19 protein-coding genes are annotated in these 17,839 nt (G+C 64.1%); 16 read left to right on the top strand and 3 right to left on the bottom strand.

Annotated elements, in window-relative coordinates; all coding sequences use genetic code 11:
- Positions 1 to 131 precede the first annotated feature (131 nt).
- The 4 genes from V3C40_RS11265 (at position 132) to V3C40_RS11250 (ending at position 3,541) form a co-directional block, all read left to right on the top strand.
- A complete protein-coding gene (locus V3C40_RS11265; protein ID WP_058051378.1) occupies positions 132 to 713 on the top strand; it encodes a DJ-1/PfpI family protein in 582 nt (193 codons plus the stop codon).
- 64 nt (positions 714 to 777) lie between these two features.
- Positions 778 to 2,010 (top strand): GAF domain-containing sensor histidine kinase, encoded by a 1,233-nt coding sequence (locus V3C40_RS11260; RefSeq protein WP_034759687.1) that lies wholly within the window; start codon positions 778 to 780, stop codon positions 2,008 to 2,010.
- A 32-nt stretch (positions 2,011 to 2,042) separates the two neighbouring features.
- Positions 2,043 to 2,690 (top strand): response regulator, encoded by a 648-nt coding sequence (locus V3C40_RS11255; RefSeq protein WP_034759680.1) that lies wholly within the window; start codon positions 2,043 to 2,045, stop codon positions 2,688 to 2,690.
- Positions 2,691 to 2,845: 155 nt separating this feature from the next.
- On the top strand, positions 2,846 to 3,541 hold the full coding sequence (locus tag V3C40_RS11250) for a Crp/Fnr family transcriptional regulator (protein WP_034759676.1): 696 nt from the start codon (positions 2,846 to 2,848) through the stop codon (positions 3,539 to 3,541).
- On the opposite strand, the gene V3C40_RS11245 is transcribed toward V3C40_RS11250, so the two are convergent.
- Positions 3,538 to 4,728, bottom strand: a complete 1,191-nt coding sequence (locus V3C40_RS11245) for an MFS transporter (RefSeq protein ID WP_331777463.1) — start codon at positions 4,726 to 4,728, stop codon at positions 3,538 to 3,540. The genes V3C40_RS11250 and V3C40_RS11245 overlap by 4 nt on opposite strands.
- A gap of 91 nt (positions 4,729 to 4,819) precedes the next feature.
- Between V3C40_RS11245 and V3C40_RS11240 the strand changes: the two genes are divergently transcribed.
- Both V3C40_RS11240 and V3C40_RS11235 read left to right on the top strand, forming a co-directional pair.
- The gene (locus tag V3C40_RS11240; RefSeq protein WP_319992461.1) at positions 4,820 to 5,287 is read left to right on the top strand and encodes a winged helix-turn-helix transcriptional regulator; all 468 of its coding nucleotides are present in this window, start codon (positions 4,820 to 4,822) and stop codon (positions 5,285 to 5,287) included.
- A complete protein-coding gene (locus tag V3C40_RS11235; protein WP_331777462.1) occupies positions 5,284 to 6,486 on the top strand; it encodes a D-amino acid dehydrogenase in 1,203 nt (400 codons plus the stop codon). The genes V3C40_RS11240 and V3C40_RS11235 overlap by 4 nt, the downstream gene beginning before the upstream one ends.
- Here the strand turns inward: V3C40_RS11235 and V3C40_RS11230 are convergent.
- A complete protein-coding gene (locus V3C40_RS11230; RefSeq protein ID WP_219329261.1) occupies positions 6,483 to 7,562 on the bottom strand; it encodes a hypothetical protein in 1,080 nt (359 codons plus the stop codon). The genes V3C40_RS11235 and V3C40_RS11230 overlap by 4 nt on opposite strands.
- A gap of 67 nt (positions 7,563 to 7,629) precedes the next feature.
- Positions 7,630 to 8,664 carry a MerR family transcriptional regulator gene (locus V3C40_RS11225; protein WP_331777461.1) on the bottom strand — a complete coding sequence of 345 codons (1,035 nt, stop codon included), beginning with the start codon at positions 8,662 to 8,664 and terminating at the stop codon, positions 7,630 to 7,632.
- 340 nt (positions 8,665 to 9,004) lie between these two features.
- Here V3C40_RS11225 and V3C40_RS11220 point away from each other — a divergent pair, with 340 nt between their 5' ends.
- The 10 genes from V3C40_RS11220 to V3C40_RS11175 all read left to right on the top strand — a co-directional run bounded on the left by V3C40_RS11220 (position 9,005) and on the right by V3C40_RS11175 (position 17,758).
- Positions 9,005 to 10,015: a zinc-binding alcohol dehydrogenase family protein gene (locus tag V3C40_RS11220; RefSeq protein ID WP_034760300.1), complete on the top strand. Its 1,011-nt coding sequence runs from the start codon at positions 9,005 to 9,007 to the stop codon at positions 10,013 to 10,015.
- Position 10,016: 1 nt separating this feature from the next.
- Positions 10,017 to 11,153: a mannitol dehydrogenase family protein gene (locus tag V3C40_RS11215; RefSeq protein WP_331777460.1), complete on the top strand. Its 1,137-nt coding sequence runs from the start codon at positions 10,017 to 10,019 to the stop codon at positions 11,151 to 11,153.
- Positions 11,154 to 11,267: 114 nt separating this feature from the next.
- Positions 11,268 to 12,185 (top strand): GntR family transcriptional regulator, encoded by a 918-nt coding sequence (locus V3C40_RS11210; protein WP_072454407.1) that lies wholly within the window; start codon positions 11,268 to 11,270, stop codon positions 12,183 to 12,185.
- 25 nt (positions 12,186 to 12,210) lie between these two features.
- The gene (locus V3C40_RS11205) at positions 12,211 to 12,546 is read left to right on the top strand and encodes a UxaA family hydrolase (RefSeq protein ID WP_070303651.1); all 336 of its coding nucleotides are present in this window, start codon (positions 12,211 to 12,213) and stop codon (positions 12,544 to 12,546) included.
- Positions 12,543 to 13,766, top strand: coding sequence for a UxaA family hydrolase (locus V3C40_RS11200; protein WP_070303650.1), 1,224 nt, complete (start codon positions 12,543 to 12,545; stop codon positions 13,764 to 13,766). The genes V3C40_RS11205 and V3C40_RS11200 overlap by 4 nt, the downstream gene beginning before the upstream one ends.
- 11 nt (positions 13,767 to 13,777) lie before the next feature.
- On the top strand, positions 13,778 to 14,797 hold the full coding sequence (locus V3C40_RS11195; protein ID WP_331777459.1) for an aldo/keto reductase: 1,020 nt from the start codon (positions 13,778 to 13,780) through the stop codon (positions 14,795 to 14,797).
- Entirely contained in the window at positions 14,794 to 15,624 is an 831-nt protein-coding gene (locus V3C40_RS11190; protein ID WP_331777458.1) for an amidohydrolase family protein, read from the top strand. The genes V3C40_RS11195 and V3C40_RS11190 overlap by 4 nt, the downstream gene beginning before the upstream one ends.
- Positions 15,625 to 15,708: 84 nt before the next feature.
- Positions 15,709 to 16,038 (top strand): L-rhamnose mutarotase, encoded by a 330-nt coding sequence (locus tag V3C40_RS11185; protein WP_331777457.1) that lies wholly within the window; start codon positions 15,709 to 15,711, stop codon positions 16,036 to 16,038.
- Positions 16,039 to 16,114: 76 nt separating this feature from the next.
- Positions 16,115 to 16,870, top strand: coding sequence for an SDR family oxidoreductase (locus tag V3C40_RS11180; protein ID WP_331777456.1), 756 nt, complete (start codon positions 16,115 to 16,117; stop codon positions 16,868 to 16,870).
- A 21-nt stretch (positions 16,871 to 16,891) separates the two neighbouring features.
- Positions 16,892 to 17,758, top strand: a complete 867-nt coding sequence (locus tag V3C40_RS11175; protein ID WP_331777455.1) for a fumarylacetoacetate hydrolase family protein — start codon at positions 16,892 to 16,894, stop codon at positions 17,756 to 17,758.
- The last annotated feature ends 81 nt before the right edge of the window (positions 17,759 to 17,839 follow it).

Here is a 17,839-nt window from a genome sequence, read left to right as displayed (position 1 = left end):
AGGCTGCAAATAATTCCGCCTCAGCCTGTAAAATCCTAGATCAAGGCGCAAAAGTTTGATAAATATCCAGTATGGCTGCCAAGTCGCGCTAAGATACGTCTTGCGGGATCAATCTTTCATAGGAGAACCAAATGGCAGCGAAAAAAATTCTGTTTTTGACCGGCGATTTTGCAGAAGATTATGAAACGATGGTGCCATTCCAGGCCCTGCTGATGCTCGGTCATACCGTGCATGCCGTCTGCCCCGGCAAGAAAAGCGGCGAGACGATCAAGACGGCCATCCACGATTTCGAGGGCGACCAGACTTACACGGAAAAGCCGGGCCATCTGTTCACCCTGAACGCCAGCTTCGACGAGATCGATCCGGCCGACTATGACGCCGTGATGATCGCCGGCGGCCGTGCGCCCGAATACCTGCGCCTGAACGAGAAAGTCATCGCCGCCGTGCGCCATTTCGCCGAGGCGGGCAAGCCTGTCGCCGCCGTCTGCCATGGCGCGCAATTGCTGGCCGCCGCCGATGTCATCCGTGGCAAGCGCATTTCCGCCTATCCCGCCTGTGCGCCGGAAGTGAAACTGGCAGGCGGCACGTATGCCGACATCGCCGTCACGGACGCCGTCACTGATGGCCAGTTCGTCACGGCGCCCGCCTGGCCCGCGCATCCGGCCTGGCTGGCGCAGTTCGTCAAGCTGCTCGGTACCGAGATTCATTTGTAACCTTCACCAGCCCGGCAGGCCGCAGCGCTTGCCGGGCGCACCACTTTTCAGATTCGAGTTCTTCATGCATGCGCCGCGCAGTCAACCTTCCCGCAAACAACTTCCAGCCTCGCGCTGGCGCCAGCGCCGCCTGGCGCAAGCCGCATCGGGCCTGAGCGCCGCGCAGGAACGCCAGCTGGCCACCCTGCACGAGATTTCCACCTTGCTGGCGGGACAGCACGCCATCGATGCGCTGTGCCGTGGCTTTTTACGTCACGTGATGGAGTTCGCGCAGGCCGAGGGCGGCACCGTGCGCATCCTCGATCCGCAGCAGGACACCGTGCACATCATCGTGCACGAGGGCATTTCCGAGGCCATGGTGGAAGAGGAGCACTGCATCCGCAACAACGATTGCCTGTGCGGCGCGGCCGTGGCGCAGGGCGTGATCCAGATCCGCGATTTCCGCCAGGTCGAAGCGTTGCAGCGCTACCGTTGCCAGGAAGAAGGTTTCATTGCCATCGCCGTCTTTCCCATCCTTGCACGCGAGCAGGTGGTCGGCAGCTTTTCGCTGCACTTTGCGCAGCCGCAAGCCGTGCAGGCGCAGCAGCAGGGCTGGCTGGAAACCCTGGGCCAGAGCCTGGGCATCGCCATTGAAAACCAGCGCCTGATCGCGCGCGAAAAGGAATTTGCCGTGGCGCGCGAACGCAGCCTGCTGGCCGAAGGCTTGCATGACAGCATCGCGCAAAGCCTGAACTTCATCAGCCTGCAAGTGCAGATGCTCGACGATTCCGTGCGCCGCGGCCAGCTCGACGAAGCGGCCGAAGTGTTGCCGCTGATGCGCATGGGCGTCGAGCAAAGCTACCAGGACGTGCGCGAATTACTCGTCAATTTCCGCACGCGCTGGCATGGCAGCGACCTTGAAAGCAAGCTGTCGGAAGTGCTGGCCAAGTTCGAGCTGCAGACGGGCGTGATCGGCACCTTGGAGATGAGCGGCAATGGCGCACCGCTGGCGCCCGAGCAGCAGTTGCAGATCCTGTTCATCGTGCAGGAAGCGCTGTCGAATATCCGCAAGCACGCGCAAGCGAGCAACGTGGCGCTGCGCGTGGACAACGGGCGCGATTTTGCACTGCAGGTGCGCGACGATGGCGAAGGCTTCGCCGCCAACCTGCGCGACAAGAAAACGGAATTGCAGATCGGCTTGCGTATCATGCAGGAAAGAGCCGAGCGGCTCGGTGCGCAATTTGCCATCGACAGCACGCCCGGCGGCGGCACGACGATCTCGCTGGCCTTGCCGGCAGCCCGGCGCCAGGCCGCGTAACAAATGAATCATCTTTATCAGGCAACAAACACGTGAACGCACCAATCAAAATCCTGCTGGTCGATGACCACACCTTGCTGCGCAGCGGCGTCAAGCTGCTGCTGCAGCGCAATCCTCAATTCCAGGTGGTGGGCGAGGCATCGAACGGGCTGGACGGCGTGCGCCTGGCGGCCGAACTGCAGCCCGACGTGGTGCTGATGGACTTGAACATGCCCGGCGTGACTGGCGTCGAGGCGCTGCAGCTGATCTTGCAGGACCTGCCGCAGATGGTGGTGCTGATGCTGACCGTGTCGGAAAACGCGGCCGACCTTGGTGCGGCCCTGCGCGCGGGCGCGCGCGGCTATTTGCTGAAAAATATCGAAGCCGAGCAGCTGGGCCAGGCCATCTGCCGCGCCGCCGCCGGCGAATCCGTGATCGCCGACGCCATGACGGCCAAGCTCGTATCGCAATTCCGCGCGGGGCAAAACGCGCCCCAGGAAGACTATGACAAGCTGACGCCGCGCGAACGCGAAGCCATGGCTTGCCTGGCGCAAGGACTGAGCAACAAGGAAATCGCGCGCCAGCTCGACGTGGCCGAAAGCACGGTGAAAATCCACGTGCAAAACATCCTCAAAAAGCTTAAGCTCAGCAGCCGCGTGCAGATCGCCGTCTACGCCGTCGAGCGTGAGTTAAGCAAATAGAGATCAAACAAAGCGCAAATAGCGGGCAAGGAATCCGCGATTGTTTGATCTGCATGGCGTTCCGGCCTAGACAACCCTAGTTCCTTTGACGTATGGCCTTGACCGTGCCTGCGCATTACACTCTTAGTCATTCGCTAATCTAATAAGAGAGTGTCATGCATAAGGTCAACGTCGATGGCTTACTGTCGAGCCAGGCTCTGTTCCGCCATATTTCCCCTTCGCAATTAGAGCAATTGCGCCAGGATGTCGTGCGTGTCGAAGTGGAAAAAGGCAAAGTGCTGTTCCGCAAGGGCGAAGTGGCGGAAGGCGCCTACGTGGTGGTCTTCGGCCTCGTCAAGCTGAGCGTGTTTTCCATGGAAGGGACCGACAAGGTTCTGGAGCTGATCCGTCCGGGCCAGAGCTTTGGCGAAGCCATGATTTTCCTCGATGAACCGTATCCGTTCTGCGCCGAAGCGCTCGAGCACTGCCTGTTGCTGCGCATTCCGCCACACGCACTGCTGCGCCTGCTGGACCAGTCTCCCCGCATCGCGCGCCAGATGATGAACAGCCTGTCGCACCACCTGATGGGTTTCATCCGCAACGTGGAGCGCTGCTCCGTGCAGAACGCCACCCAGCGCGTGGTCGAGTATTTGCTGCAGGCATCGGACCAGCAGCGTTCGAACGAGGTCAAGCTGGACCTGAAGAAAAGTCTGCTGGCATCGTTCCTGAACCTGGCGCCCGCCACCCTGTCGCGCGTGCTGCACCAGCTGACGGACTTGCACCTGATTAAAGTCAGCGGTTCGCTGATCCAGATCCAGCCCGATGCCTTGAAAACCTACCGCCATGGTTCCGCCACGGCCATGCTGAACTAGGTTTTTTCAGCAGGCAAGGTCAGCCGCCAGAACAGCAGGGCGAGCAAGCTGACCGCCGCGCCCAGCGCGCATACCCCATGCCAGCCCGCCAGCGCATACACGCTGGTGGCGGCAATCGCACCGAGTCCGCTTCCCACCGCATAAAACAGCATGTAGCACGCCACCAGGCGGCTGTGCGCGTCGCTGTCCTGCTTGAAAATCAGGCTCTGGTTCGTCACGTGGATGGCCTGGCCCGCCAGGTCCAGCGCGATGATGCCGACGATTAACGGCCACAGGGCCGCACCGGCAAAGCCCAGCGGCAGCCACGCGGCCAGCAACAGCAGCAGGGCGGCACCCGTCGTCCATTGCGCGCGGCCCTTGTCCGCCATGGCGCCCGCGCGCGCCGCGCCCAGCGCACCGATCACGCCGACCAGGCCAAACGCGCCGATGGCCGCATGGCTATAGCCTTGCGCCGTCAGGGGCAGCACCAGGGCGCTCCAGAAAATATTGAAGACAGCAAATATCAGCAGGGCCAGCATGCCACGCACGCGCAACACCTTGTTGTGCAGCAGCATGTCCAGCATCGAGGCGAGCAGGGCGCCATACGCGAGCTTCTGGCCTTGCGACTTGGCCGGCGGCAGCATGCGCCACAGCAGCAGCAACAGGGCGCAAGCGATGGCGGCGGAAACAAAATACACGGCGCGCCAGTCGGCCACATCGGCCACGACACCGGAAAGGGTGCGCGCCAGCAGCAAGCCGATCACCACGCCGCCCTGCGCCATGCCGACGACTCTTCCCCGTTCATGGCTGGCCGCCGCGCTGGCCGCGTAGGCGATCAAACCCTGCGTCATGGCCGTGCCCAGCAAGCCGACCATCAGCATGCCGCCCAGCAAGGCTGCCGTGGACCGGGCGCAGCCCAGCGCCACCAGGGTGATGGCCAGCATGCCCAGCTGGAAAAGGGTCAGCCGGCGCCGGTTCAGCATGTCGCCCAAGGGCACGAGCAGCAGCAGGGCCAGCGCGCAGCCGATCTGCGTGGCCGTGATGACCATGCCGCTGGCCGCTTCCGTCATGCCGAACTCGTGCGCCAAGGTAGCGAGTAAAGGTTGGGCGTAATACACATTGGCCACGCTGAGGCCGGCCGCCGTGGCAAACAGCCAGACGAGGGTGGGAGGAAGTGCTGTCGTGATGGGAGTCGTTGTATCGCGCATGGGAGGTCAATTAAGTGGTTTCAAATTAAAACCACTTGGAGTCTACGCCGAGAAGTTTTAAAATGCAACCACTCAATCCTGGAGAATGCCCGTGGCCAAGCGCAAGAGCCTGAAAACCGACCCCTGTCCCGTGGCGCGCGCGCTCGACGTGATCGGCGAGCGCTGGTCGCTGCTGATCGTGCGCGACGCTTTCGACGGCATGCGCCGCTTTGGCGAATTCCAGAAAAGCCTGGGCGTGGCGAAGAACATCCTGGCCGACCGCCTGCACACCCTGGTGGAAGAGGGCATCTTTACGGTCGCGCCCGCCTCGGACGGCACGGCCTACCAGGAATACGTGCTGACGCAAAAGGGGCTGGCGCTGTTTCCCGTCGTCGTCGGTTTGCGCCAGTGGAGCGAGGCGCAATTGTTCGAAGCGGGCGAAGCGCATTCGACCTTGCTGCAACGTGATACGCACGCGCCCGTGCGCAGGATGGACGTGCTGGCGCCGGACGGCCGCGTGTTGCAGGCGGGCGACACGGTCGTGCACAAGGTGGAGCAGAAAATGGAACCTGAGGCATGAAGCGCGTGGCCGTGCTGGGCGCAGGCATCACGGGTGTGACGACGGCGTATGCGCTGGTCAAGCGGGGCGTGCACGTGACCCTGATCGAACGCCACCGTTATGCTGCCATGGAAACCTCGTATGCGAACGGTGGACAATTGTCGGCCTCGCACGCGGAAGTGTGGAACCACAAGGCAACGATACTAAATGCCCTGAAATGGATGGCGCGGCGCGATGCGCCCTTGCTGCTTCATCCCTGGCCCAGCTGGCACAAGCTGAGCTGGTTTGCCGAGTTTCTCGCCGCCATGCCGGCCTACGAGCGCAACACCATCGCCACGGCCCGCATGGCGATCGCCGCGCGCGAACATCTGTTTGCGTGGGCGCAAGCAGAGAAGATTGATTTCGATCACCGCCGCGCCGGCATCCTGCACGTCTACCGTGACAAGGCTGGCTTCGAGCGGGCGGCCGGCGTATCACGCCTGCTGGCGCAGGGCGGCTTGCAGCGGCGCGCCGTCACGCCGCAGGAAATGTGCGTCATCGAACCGGCCTTGCAGGGTGACTTCTACGGCGGCTACTACACGGACAGCGACTCCACGGGTGACATCCACAAATTCACGAGCGGCCTGGCCGACGCCTGCGTGCGCCTGGGCGTGGCCTGCCGCTATGGTGCACAGGTCACGGGGCTGGCGCGCGAACACGGCAAGGTGCGCGTCAGCATAGGCGAGGACAGCACTGTGTTCGATGCCGTCGTCATTTGCGCCGGCACGGCCAGCCGCGCCATGGCGGCCATGCTGGGCGACCATGTCAACGTGTATCCCGTGAAAGGCTATTCGATTACCGTGCAATTGGATGACGCCGCCAGCCGCGCGGCGGCGCCGAAGGTCAGCCTGCTCGACGACGCGACCAAGCTGGTCAGCAGCCGCCTCGGCGAAGACCGGCTCAGGGTGGCGGGCACGGCGGAATTCAACGGCGTTAACCACGACATCCGCGCCGACCGCATCCGCCCGCTGCTGCAATGGGTGGAGCAGTGCTTTCCTGGCGTGAATACGCGCAAGGTCGTGCCCTGGGCCGGCTTGCGTCCCATGCTGCCCGACATGCTGCCCAAAGTGGGGCCGGGCAAGGCGCCGGGCGTGTACTACAACACGGGTCACGGCCACCTGGGCTGGACCCTGGCGGCCGCCACGGCGGAGATGGTAGCCGCGATGATTGGTGCTGGCTAGTTCTTCGGCAGCAAGTCGCTGAGCGCGGCGCGCCCCTTGACGGTGAGGAAGGGGCCGACTTTGCTGTAGGGCAGCAGGAAGTCGTTTTCGCAGCCGCTGCCGTTCGGGTCTTGCCAGAACGATACGCCTTCCGGTTTCAATGACAGGTGGAAGCGGCCGCGGCCGTCGTAATCCGTGCCCTTGCATTCGGCGTCGATTTTCACATCCTTGAACAGAGCTTGGCGCAGGCGATCCGGCAATTCGGCCTTGTCGTCGCCATCGCTGGCGCTGGCGCCAAACCAGTTCCACACGTCCGTTTCCTGGCCCGTTTTCACGTCCCAGGTGCGGAACTTGATGGAGATGCCGCTGGCGCCATAGCCGGCCGCCCAGCGGTAGAACTTGACCGTCACCCAGCGCGGCGACCAGTAGGTGGGATCCGCATACACTTCGTCTTCCGTCGTGAAACCGTTGCGGCCCAGGTATTCGCGGCGCGTGGCATAGAAGTCTTCCAGGTCCTTCTTGTTCTTCGCCAGCACGGTGCGCAGCTGTGCATTGATTCTCGCCACGCCATCGCCGGGCGCCATCAGTTCCACGGTGATGGTGTCGCCCACTTGTAGGTTGCGGTATTGCTTGCCTTCAAAGGTAAGGGGTTTACTTACCTTGGTGCCCGGAAAATCTTCCAGCGCCAGGTTGTAGGCATCGCTGGCGCACGATGGATGGTCGTGGTCGCCCGCCGCTTCCAGCAGGCTCAAGGCCAGGGGCAGGCGCTTGCCGCTTTTCGGGTCCGTCCAGGTACCGACGAGTTTTCCGCCTTGCGGCGCGTTCAGCGACCACGTGCCCGTCGTATTGCCCTTGGCGTCGAGTTCCTGCCACAGGGTCTTGCCGTTCGGTTTGGCCAGCATGATCGGCGTCTTGTAGCGCGTGTAGTAATAGCTGCCGCTGCGGTCCGCGCCTTGCGTGGTGCTGGGTTGGTTGAAGCAGGCGACGATATTGGCCTTGCCCACAGTGCCCTGCCACACGCCTTGCACGGGCGCATCGCCAGCCATGGCGGCATTCAGGGCGGGCAGGGTCAGGCAAGCAAACAGAAAGCGGCGCATCGGTTAATCCTCTCGTGGGCGAAGGCCGATTCTACATGGCCGCGCCCACGAGATGCCACACCTGAACCTATGCGCCGGGGCGCTCCTGCGCCACGACAGCCATCGCAGCGCCCAGGTACTGCAGCATGGCTGCGTCGACGAAGCTGCCCTCCATCAGACGCGGTTCCTGCTGGTGCGCCTGGCGGAACTTCAGCTGCGTGGCCGGGTCCGTGCCCGCGTAGGAGCGGAACAGTTCCAGCCACTGGCGCGCCAGCTGCAGCACGGCCGGATCGGTGGGCGGCGTGCGCGCATCGATGGCGGCGCGCACGGCGGCGATCAGGGGCGGCCACTCGCCCGAGCGCTTGCCGTAGTTGGCCACCAGGTGCGTGTATTCGTGCTCGTCGAGGAAGGGTTTGTACAGCGCCATGCGCGAGGCATTGAAGGCGGCGAGGATGAACTGCATCAGATCCGCGTCGATGCTGGTCGTCGCCTGCATCGATGGCTCCTGCGCATGCATGTCGTTCAGGCGCGCGAACAGGCCCGGGTGGGCACCCGTGTCGCGCACCAGTTTGACCATCCATTCCGTAGCCAGCGCCTGCGCTGGCGCATCACCGGGACCTGCGCCCGCGTCTCTGACGGCGCGCACCTTCATTACCAGTGCTTTCCATTCCTGTTCCACGGCCGCATCGGATAGCAGCGGCAGTTGTTGCAGTTCTTCGTGACTAAAGTATTTGTCGTACATGGTCATCAACTCCATAGTGGTGAGCCACTCGGCCAGTTCCGGCGCCTGCCCCTGCGTCAGTTGCGTTTGCAGGGTGCGCAGGCGTTCACGCAGGGTGGAAGCCTGTGCGATCTGGCGCTCCAGCATGGCGATTTGCCGCGCCACGATGGAGGAGAGCGGCAGCTCCGGGCCGGCGAGGGCGTTGGCGATATCGGCCAGCGACAGCCCGAACTTGCGCAGCGCCATGATCCGGTGCAGCCGGTCCATGTCGCCGTGCTGGTACAGGCGGTAGCCAGCTTGCGTGCGCGCCGAAGGCGAGAGCAGGCCGATGCTGTCGTAGTGGTGCAGGGTGCGGATGGTCAGGCCGGTGAGCCTGGCCAGTTCACCGATTTTCAACAGCATCGTCTTCTCCTTGTCTTCAGTGCGTGCCAATCACGATGGCGCCTGACGTAACGTCAGGGTCAAGCAGGAATGTAGCAGAGGCCTCGAAAAAACCCGCAAAAGAATCCGTTGACCTTCATTTTTTTGTACGGTATATTTATAAAACCGAACGACAGCTTCAGCAAAATAAACGGGTTCGGGCCAGGCGGCATGACGGAGTAATCGTTGTGCGACGCAGCAAGACGCGCCATTGGCAGGGCTGGAAAGACAATCCGCACAGACGGATTTTTTTCACAGTTGGTTTGTACGTTAAATATAATATGCCACCGGCAAGATCCGGGCGGCGAGAGAGACGACCATGATGAAAAGTATCGTTTGCGATACCCCCGGCAGTTTGCGCATGGAACAGCGCCCCGTGCCCGTGCCCGGCGAGGGTGAAGTGCTGCTGCGCATACGCCGCGTCGGCATCTGCGGCACCGACATGCATATCTTCCGCGGCACCCAGCCTTTCCTCAGCTATCCGCGCGTGATGGGCCATGAATTGTCCGGCCATATCGACAGCGCGCCAGCCGGCTCGCGCCTGGCCGTGGGCGACCAGGTCTACGTGATGCCCTACCTGTCATGCGGTACTTGCGTGGCCTGCCGCCAGGGCAAGACCAACTGCTGCACCCGCATCGAAGTGCTGGGCGTGCACCGCGACGGCGGCATGACGGAATACCTGGCGCTGCCCGAGCGCTTCGTCTTCAAGACGGAAGGCATATCGCTCGACGACGCGGCCATGATCGAATTTCTCGCCATCGGCGCGCACGCCGTCAAGCGCGGCGCGGTCGATGCCGGCAAGCGCGTGCTGGTGGTGGGCGCCGGCCCGATCGGCATGGCCGTGATGCTGTTCGCGTCCTTGAAAGGCGCCGACGTCACGGTGCTCGACGGCCGCGCCGACCGTTTGCAGTTCTGCCGCGACGCGCTTGGTATCACCCGCACGGTGCAGCTGGGCGACGGCGACAAGGAGCAGCTGTCCGATGCCACAGGCGGTGAATTCTTCGACGTGGTGTTTGACGCCACCGGCAATATCGCCGCCATGGAGCGGGGCCTGGACTTTGTCGCTCACGGCGGTGCCTATGTGCTGGTGTCCATCGTGCGCGACCGCCTGTCCTTTTCCGACCCCGAATTCCACAAGCGCGAAACGACTTTGCTGGGCAGCCGCAACGCCACCGTCGACGATTTCGAGGAAGTGGTGGCGGCCATGAAGGCGGGGAAAGTCCCTACCGCGCTGCTCAATACCCACCGCACCACGCTCGATGAATTTACGGGCGTGCTCGATCGCTGGATGCAGCCCGAGGCCGGTGTCATCAAGGCCATCGTCGAGGTCTGAGATGAGCGATCTCAACCCCATACTGCAATTTGGCACCAGCCGCTTCCTGCAGGCGCACGCCGACCTGTTTGTCAGCGAAGCGGCCAAGAAAGGCGAGGCGCTGGGCCATATCACCATCGTGCAAACGACCGGCAGCGGGCAGGGCGCGGCGCGGGTGGCGGCGTTTCGCCAGGCCGGCGGCTACCCGGTGCGCATCCGCGGCTGGCAGGACGGCGCGCAAGTCGATGAAGAGCGCCGCGCCGACGCCGTCACGCAGGCGTGGCAGGCCGGCAGCGACTGGCGGCAGGTGCGCGATGCGGCCGTGGCCGCGCGCGTGATCATCTCGAATACGGGCGACACGGGCTACCAGCTCGATGACGGCGACCACGCCGGCATGCTCGATGGCGCGACCGTTCCCGCCAGCTTTCCCGCCAAGCTGCTGGTGCTGCTGCATGACCGCTACCTGGCCGGCGCCGCACCTGTCTCGATTTTTCCGTGCGAACTGGTGGCCGACAACGGCAATGTACTGCGCCAGGTGATCGTGACATTGGCGTGGCAGTGGCGCTGCGATGCCGCGTTCATCGGGTATCTGCAAACGGGCTGCCTGTGGATCAATTCCCTCGTCGACCGCATCGTTTCCGAACCGATTGAACCGATAGGCGCGGTGGCCGAACCGTATGCGCTGTGGGCCATCAAGGCGCAGGAAGGCATGCTGCTGCCGTGCCGCCACCCGCAGCTGGTGGTGACGGACAGCCTGCGCGAGTATGAGCAGCGCAAGCTGTTCCTGCTCAACCTCGGTCACACGTATCTGGCGCAGCTGTGGATGGAACGGGGCAGCCCGGCCGGCATGGCGGTGCGCGAGGCGATGGACGATGGCGCCATGCGCGCCGCGCTGGAAGCCCTGTGGCACGAGGAAGTGCTGCCCGTGTTTGCCGCCATGGGCGCGCGGCACGGCGACGCCGCGCTGGCGTATGTGGCGCAGGTCAGGGAACGCTTCGGCAATCCCTTCCTCGCGCACCGCCTGGCCGACATCGCCCAGCACCACGCCGGCAAGATCGAGCGGCGCATGGCGCCCGTGGCGGCGCTGGCGCGGCAGCTGTGTCCCGCCCTGGCGCAGCCGCGCCTGCGCGCCATGCTGGCGCCGGGAGCGCAGCCATGAACGCCCCGCTCAGCGCAGTTGTTTCTTTTTTAGCATGCCGATCCAATCCGATATCGACTAAAATGGCCCACTCATCCACTTTCCCTTTCGCTGGCATAGCGCGTTCATTCATCCATGTCCAAACCCGCCACCGTCTTCAAGCGCAGTACCAACCTGCTGTTGCAATTTCTCGCCGAGAATGTCGCAGTGGGCGAGATGCTGCCGACGGAGCAGTTCCTGACCACGATCTGCCAGGGCAGCCGTACGGCCATCCGCAGCGCGATCGCGTATCTGTCGACGCGGCGCCTGATCGCCAGTCCTGCGGACCGGCGCCTGCTGCGCAAACCCATACCGGGCGACTACTTCGATATCTCCGAATTGCAGTCGGGGGCCGAGCGCATCCAGCAAGTGCTGATGGAACGCGTGTACCAGCGCGACATGCCGCCCGGCGCGGAATTCTCGGAAGCGGAGCTGGCGCGCGAGGCGGGTGCCAGTACCGTCAGCGTGCGCGAATTCCTGATCGGCTTTTCGCGCTTCGGCCTGATCGAAAAGAAACCGCGCGGCGGCTGGCGCCTGTGCGCGTTCGACCGCTCGTTCGCCACCGAACTGGCGGACATGCGGCGCATGTTCGAGATGGCGGCCGTGGAGCAGTTTGCGCACTTGCCGCTTGGCGATCCGGCGTATGCGGAACTGGCGCGGCTGATCAAACAGCACGAGAAGCTGGCCGCCAGGATCGATACGCGCCACAACGCGTTTCCGGCGCTGGACCGCGAGTTCCACACCTTCCTGATCGGCCTCTTGAACAACCGCTTCGCGCAGGGCTTCTACGATATCGTCTCGTTCGTGTTTCACTATCACTACCAGTGGGACAAGGGCGAGGAAAAGGGCCGCAACAAATACGCGGTGCAGGAACACCTGGCGATCCTGCACGCGCTGGCGGAGCACGACATACCGAAGGCGCTCGAGTGCATGCGTTCGCACCTCGATTCCTCGCGCAGCACCATGCTGTCGTCGATCGGCACGCGGGAAAAACTGAGCCAGCCGGCCGCCTAGCCGTCTTTGCCGGGGAGGGTGCGCCATGAGCCTCGCTTCCCAGCCTAGCAGCCTGCTGCTGATGTCGCCCGAGGATAACTGCCTGATCGCCAGGACAGCCTTGGCCTGCGGCGACGTCGTCGCCATCGACGGCGTGCCCGTCACCCTGGCGCAAAATATCCACATCGGCCACAAGGTGGCGCGCCGCGCGCTGGCCGTCGGCGACAAGGTGCTGCGCTACGGCGCCCTGATCGGCAGCATCACGGCCCCCGTCGCCATCGGCGAACATATCCACACGCACAACCTGGCAAGCGATTACATCCCCACGTTTACCCTGGGCCAGGACGGCCACCATTTCCTGGACAAGGACGACCAAGCATGAACGCTCCCGTAACGACACCCGCCCTGTCGGGCTACCTGCGCGCCGATGGCCGCAAGGGCATCCGTAATATCGTGGTCGTGGCCTATATGGTCGAATGCGCGCACCATGTGGCGCGCCTGATGGTCAACGCCTTTCCCGGCCAGCCCGTGCACCTGATCGGCTTTACGGGCTGCTTCCCCAACGAATACGCGGACCAGGTGATGCGCCGTTTGCTGACGCACCCGAACGTGGGCGCCGTGCTGCTGGTGTCCCTGGGCTGCGAAGGCTTCAACAAATATGGCCTCTCCAGCGCCGTGGCCGACAGCGACCGCCCCGTGCACACGATTACCATCCAGGAAAACAGCGGCACCCGTCCCAGCGTGAGCAGCGGTGTCGAGTGGATCAGCTGGGCGCTGGAACACCTGGCGCGGCAGGAGCGTGTGCCGATGGGGATCGATGAACTGGTCGTCGCCACCATCTGCGGCGGCTCCGACAGCACCAGCGGCATCAGCGCCAACCCGGCCGTTGGCGTCGCGTTCGACACCCTGATCGCGGCCGGCAGCCCCTGCATCTTCGAAGAGACGGGCGAACTGGTGGGCTGCGAATACCACATGCAGCGGCGCGCCGTCAGTCCGGACCTGGGCAATGCCATCGTAGAAACCGTGGCCAAGGCGGCCCGCTACTACACCATCATGGGCCATGGCAGCTTCTCGCCGGGGAACGCCGATGGCGGCCTGACCACGCAGGAAGAAAAGTCGCTGGGCGCCTACGCCAAGAGCGGTTCCTCGCCCATCGTCGGCATTTTGAAGCCGGGCGACCAGCCGGCCGGCGGCGGCCTGTACCTGCTCGATGTGGTGCCGGACGGCGAGCCGCGCTTCGGTTTCCCGAACGTGTCGGACAACGCGGAAATCGTCGAACTCATTTCCTGCGGCGCCCACATCACCTTGTTTACCACGGGCCGCGGTTCCGTCGTCGGTTCGGCGATCTCGCCCGTCATCAAGGTGTGCGCCAATCCGCAAACCTTCGAGCGCCTGGCCGACGACATGGATATCAACGCGGGCAAGATCCTCACGGGCGAAGCCAGCCTGGAAGAAGTGGGCGCGGAGATCGTCGCCGCCGTGCTGAACGTCGCCAACGGAGAACTGAGCCGCTCGGAAGACCTGGGCCACCAGGAATTCGTGCTGACCTATAAACAATTCGATGCGGTGGGGCCAGGCTGCTTCCCATTGCGCGCCGCTTGAGGGCCGGATTCATGGATGTCACACAATTGCATACTTTGCCGCGCGGGGGCCTGTCGCTGCCCTGCATCGGCATGGGCTGCGCGCCGATAGGCGGCTTGTACCAGCCCGTCAGCGACGCGCAGGCGCGCATCACGCTCGATGGCGCGTGGGATGCCGGCGTGCGCTTCTTCGACACGGCGCCGTTCTATGGCTATACCCAGTCCGAGCGCCGTCTCGGTGCGGCGCTGCGCGAGCGGCCCCGCCATGAATTTGTGATCAGCACCAAGGTGGGACGGCTGATGCGGCCCGACGCTTCCGTGCGTCCCGGCGACGACGGCTTTGCCGCGCCGCTGCCGTTCCGCCCCCATTACGACTATACGTATGACGGCGTGCTGCGTTCGCACGAGGACAGCCTGCAAAGATTGGGGCTGGACCGCATCGACATTCTGTTCGTGCACGATATCGGCAAGGCCACGCATGGCGAACACGATCAGCACTACTGGCGCCAACTGACGGCCGGTAGCGGTTTTCGCGCCCTCGATGAACTGCGCGCCAGCGGCCAGGTGAAGGCTGTGGGCCTAGGTGTCAATGAATGCGAAATCGTGCTGCGCGCGATGGCGGAATTCGACCTCGATTGCACCTTGCTGGCCGGCCGCTATACCTTGCTGGAACAAGCCTCGCTGTCGCCGTTGCTGGACCTGTGCGTGGAACGCGGCAACGCCATCGTGATCGGCGGCCCGTTCAATTCGGGCGTGCTGGCCGGGAACGGCAAATTCAACTACGCCGATGCGCCGGCCGCGATACTCAAGCGCGTGGCGCGCCTCGATGCCGTCTGCCGTGAATTCGGCGTGCCGCTGCAGGCTGCGGCACTGCAGTTTCCGCTCGCCCATCCTGCTGTCGCTTCCTGCATTCCGGGCGGCCAGGACCTGGCGCAGCTGCGGCAAAACCTGGACTGGTTCGCCACGCCGCTGCCCGACGCCCTGTGGCTGGCGCTGCGGGACGCGGACTTGATCGATGCGCGCGCGCCGCTGCCTGCGGGAGTGGCCGCATGATGCGCATCGACGCCCACCAGCACTTCTGGCAGCTGGCCGCGCGTGCCGGCAGCTGGCCGCCGCCATCGTTGGCCGCCATCCACCGCGATTTTGCGCCGGCCCACCTGGCGCCGCTGCTGGCCGCGCACGGCATCGCCGGCACGGTACTGGTGCAGTCGCTGCCGTCGGCTGCCGATACCGATTACCTGCTGGCGCTGGCGGCAAAGACCAGCTTCATTCGCGCCGTCGTGGGCTGGGCCGATTTGCTGGCGCCTGACGCGCCGGCCAATATCGCCCACCTGGCGTCGCAACCGAAGCTCAAAGGCTTGCGCCCCATGCTGCAGGATATCGATGACTATGCCTGGATTGCCAATCCCGCGCTGGCGCCGGCCCTGGCTGCCATGGTGGAACAGGGCTTGCGGCTGGACGCGCTGGTGCTGCCGCGCCACTTGCCCGGGCTGCTGCATTGCGCCCGCGCTTATCCGCAGCTGGCCATCGTGATCGACCATGCGGCCAAGCCGCCGATCGCCCATGCCGCGTTCGGCACCTGGCGCGAAGACATGGCGTTGCTGGCCGCGCTGCCGAACGTGCACTGCAAGCTGTCCGGACTGGTGACGGAAGCGCGGCCCGGCTGGAACGTGGACGACCTGCGCCCTTATGCCGCACATGTGCTGGACGTGTTCGGCCCCCGGCGCGTGATCTGGGGCAGCGACTGGCCTGTGGTCGACCTGGCCGGCGGCTATGCGGCGTGGCTGGCCGCCAGCGAGGCGCTGCTGGCGCATTTGGGGCAAGAGGACAGGGACGATATTTTCGGCCGCAATGCGTGCCGGTTTTATGGTTTTGAATGAGGTGGCGGGCGTGTCTACGAATCACCGCGATGCCAACTGTAGGTTGGCTTAGCCGGTACGGCGTAAGCCAACAAAGGAGTCGTAATGCAAAGAATGGGCATGGTCATCGGCATCGCGCCGGAGCGCATCGCTGAATACAAAACCCTGCACGCCGCAGTCTGGCCGCAGGTGCTGGCCAGACTGGCTGCCGCGCATGTCGGCAATTATTCGATCTTCCTGCGCGAGCCGGAAAACCTGCTGTTCGCTTACTGGGAGTACCACGGCGAGGATTTTGAGGCCGACATGGCGACGATTGCCGCCGACCCGGAAACGCAGCGCTGGTGGACCTTTTGCGCACCGTGCCAGGAGCCGCTGGCTTCGCGTGCCGAGGGCGAGCACTGGGCGATGATGGAGCAGGTATTCCACGTCAGTTAGCAAAAATCCGGGGTCAGACCCGCCGGGTCTGACCCCAGCCGTTAAGGTGTTGGGTTAAAAAATAAAAGGAGACAACATGACCGCCAGACTACAAGGCAAAATCGCGCTGCTCACCGCCGCCGGCCAGGGCATCGGCCGCGCCACGGCCGAAGCGTTCGTGCGCGAAGGCGCCACCGTGATCGCCACCGATATCAACCAGGCCCAGCTCGACGCGCTGAAGGAAGCGACGGGCTGCACCATCCGCCGGCTCGACGTGACCGATGGCGCGGCGATCACCGCGCTGGCCGACGAGATCGGCCCCGTCGATATCCTGTTCAACTGCGCCGGCTTCGTCGACGGCGGCACCATCCTCGACTGCGACGATGCGGCGTGGGACCGTTCCTTCGACATCAACGCGCGCTCCATGTACCGGCTGATGCGCGCCGTGCTGCCCGGCATGCTGGCCAGGGGCGCCGGCTCCATCGTCAATATGTCGTCCGTGGCGTCGAGCGTGAAGGGCGCGCCGAACCGCTTTATCTATGGCACCTCGAAGGCGGCCGTGGTGGGCATGACGAAATCGGTAGCGGCGGACTTCGTCACGCGCGGCATCCGCTGCAATGCGATCTGTCCCGGCACCATCGAGTCGCCGTCGCTGAAGGAACGCATTGCGGCGCAGGCGGCAGCGACGGGCGTGAGCATCGATGAAGTGCAGGCTGCGTTTGTCGCCCGCCAGCCGATGGGCAGAGTGGGCAGGGCAGAGGAAATCGCCGCCCTGGCCGTGTATCTGGCTTCGGATGAATCCGCCTTCACCACCGGTATGACTCACGTCATCGATGGTGGTTGGTCCAATTAATTACAACAACGAGAGACACACATGAAACTGATGCGATATGGCGCCAAGGGCGCTGAAAAACCTGCACTGATCGATGCCGATGGCGCCGTGCGCGACCTGTCCGGCGTGCTGTCCGATATCACGGGCGCGACTCTGGGCAAGGATGGCCTGGCGACTTTGGCCGCCCTCGATATCGCCAGCCTGCCGGTGGTGGCGAATCCTGGCCGCATCGCGCCGCCGTGGAAGGGCGTGGGCAAGTTTTTGTGCGTGGGCCTGAACTATGCCGACCATGCGGCCGAATCGGGCATGGCCGTGCCGGCTGAACCGGTGCTGTTCATGAAAGCCACCAGCGCCATCATCGGCGCCAACGATGCCGTGGTGATGCCGCAGGACTCGAAGAAAAGCGACTGGGAAGTGGAGCTGGGTGTGGTGATCGGCACCACCGCGCGCTATGTGAGCGAAGCCGATGCGCTGTCGCACGTGGCCGGCTATTGCGTGGTGAACGATTTGTCCGAACGCGAGTACCAATTGGAGCGCGGCGGCCAGTGGGACAAGGGCAAGGGCTGCGATACCTTCGGCCCGATCGGTCCCTGGCTGGTCACAAGCGACGAAGTGGCGGACCCGCAAAACCTGGGCCTGTGGCTGGAAGTGAACGGCAAGCGCGTCCAGGACGGCAATACCAGAACGATGGTCTTCGGCGTGGCCAATCTGGTCAGCTACATCAGCCGCTTCATGACCTTGTACCCGGGCGACATCATCAGCACCGGCACGCCGCCGGGCGTGGGCATGGGCCAGAAGCCGTCGGCCGTGTATCTGAAGCCGGGCGACACCATGCGCCTGGGGATCAGCGGCCTCGGCGAACAGAGCCAGACCGTGCATGCGTGGAATCCGGAACTGATCGACAGTTAAATGAGTAGCAGACCGGCGCGCCGCCAAGATGCTCAGACATCGGCACGCCGGCCTATGGCAGTGGAGTGGAGGAGACACACC

Origin of the sequence: Janthinobacterium sp. LS2A, from assembly GCF_036543145.1 — a bacterium.
GTDB lineage: Bacteria > Pseudomonadota > Gammaproteobacteria > Burkholderiales > Burkholderiaceae_D > Janthinobacterium > Janthinobacterium aestuarii.
This window is presented reverse-complemented; position numbering and strand designations above follow the sequence as displayed.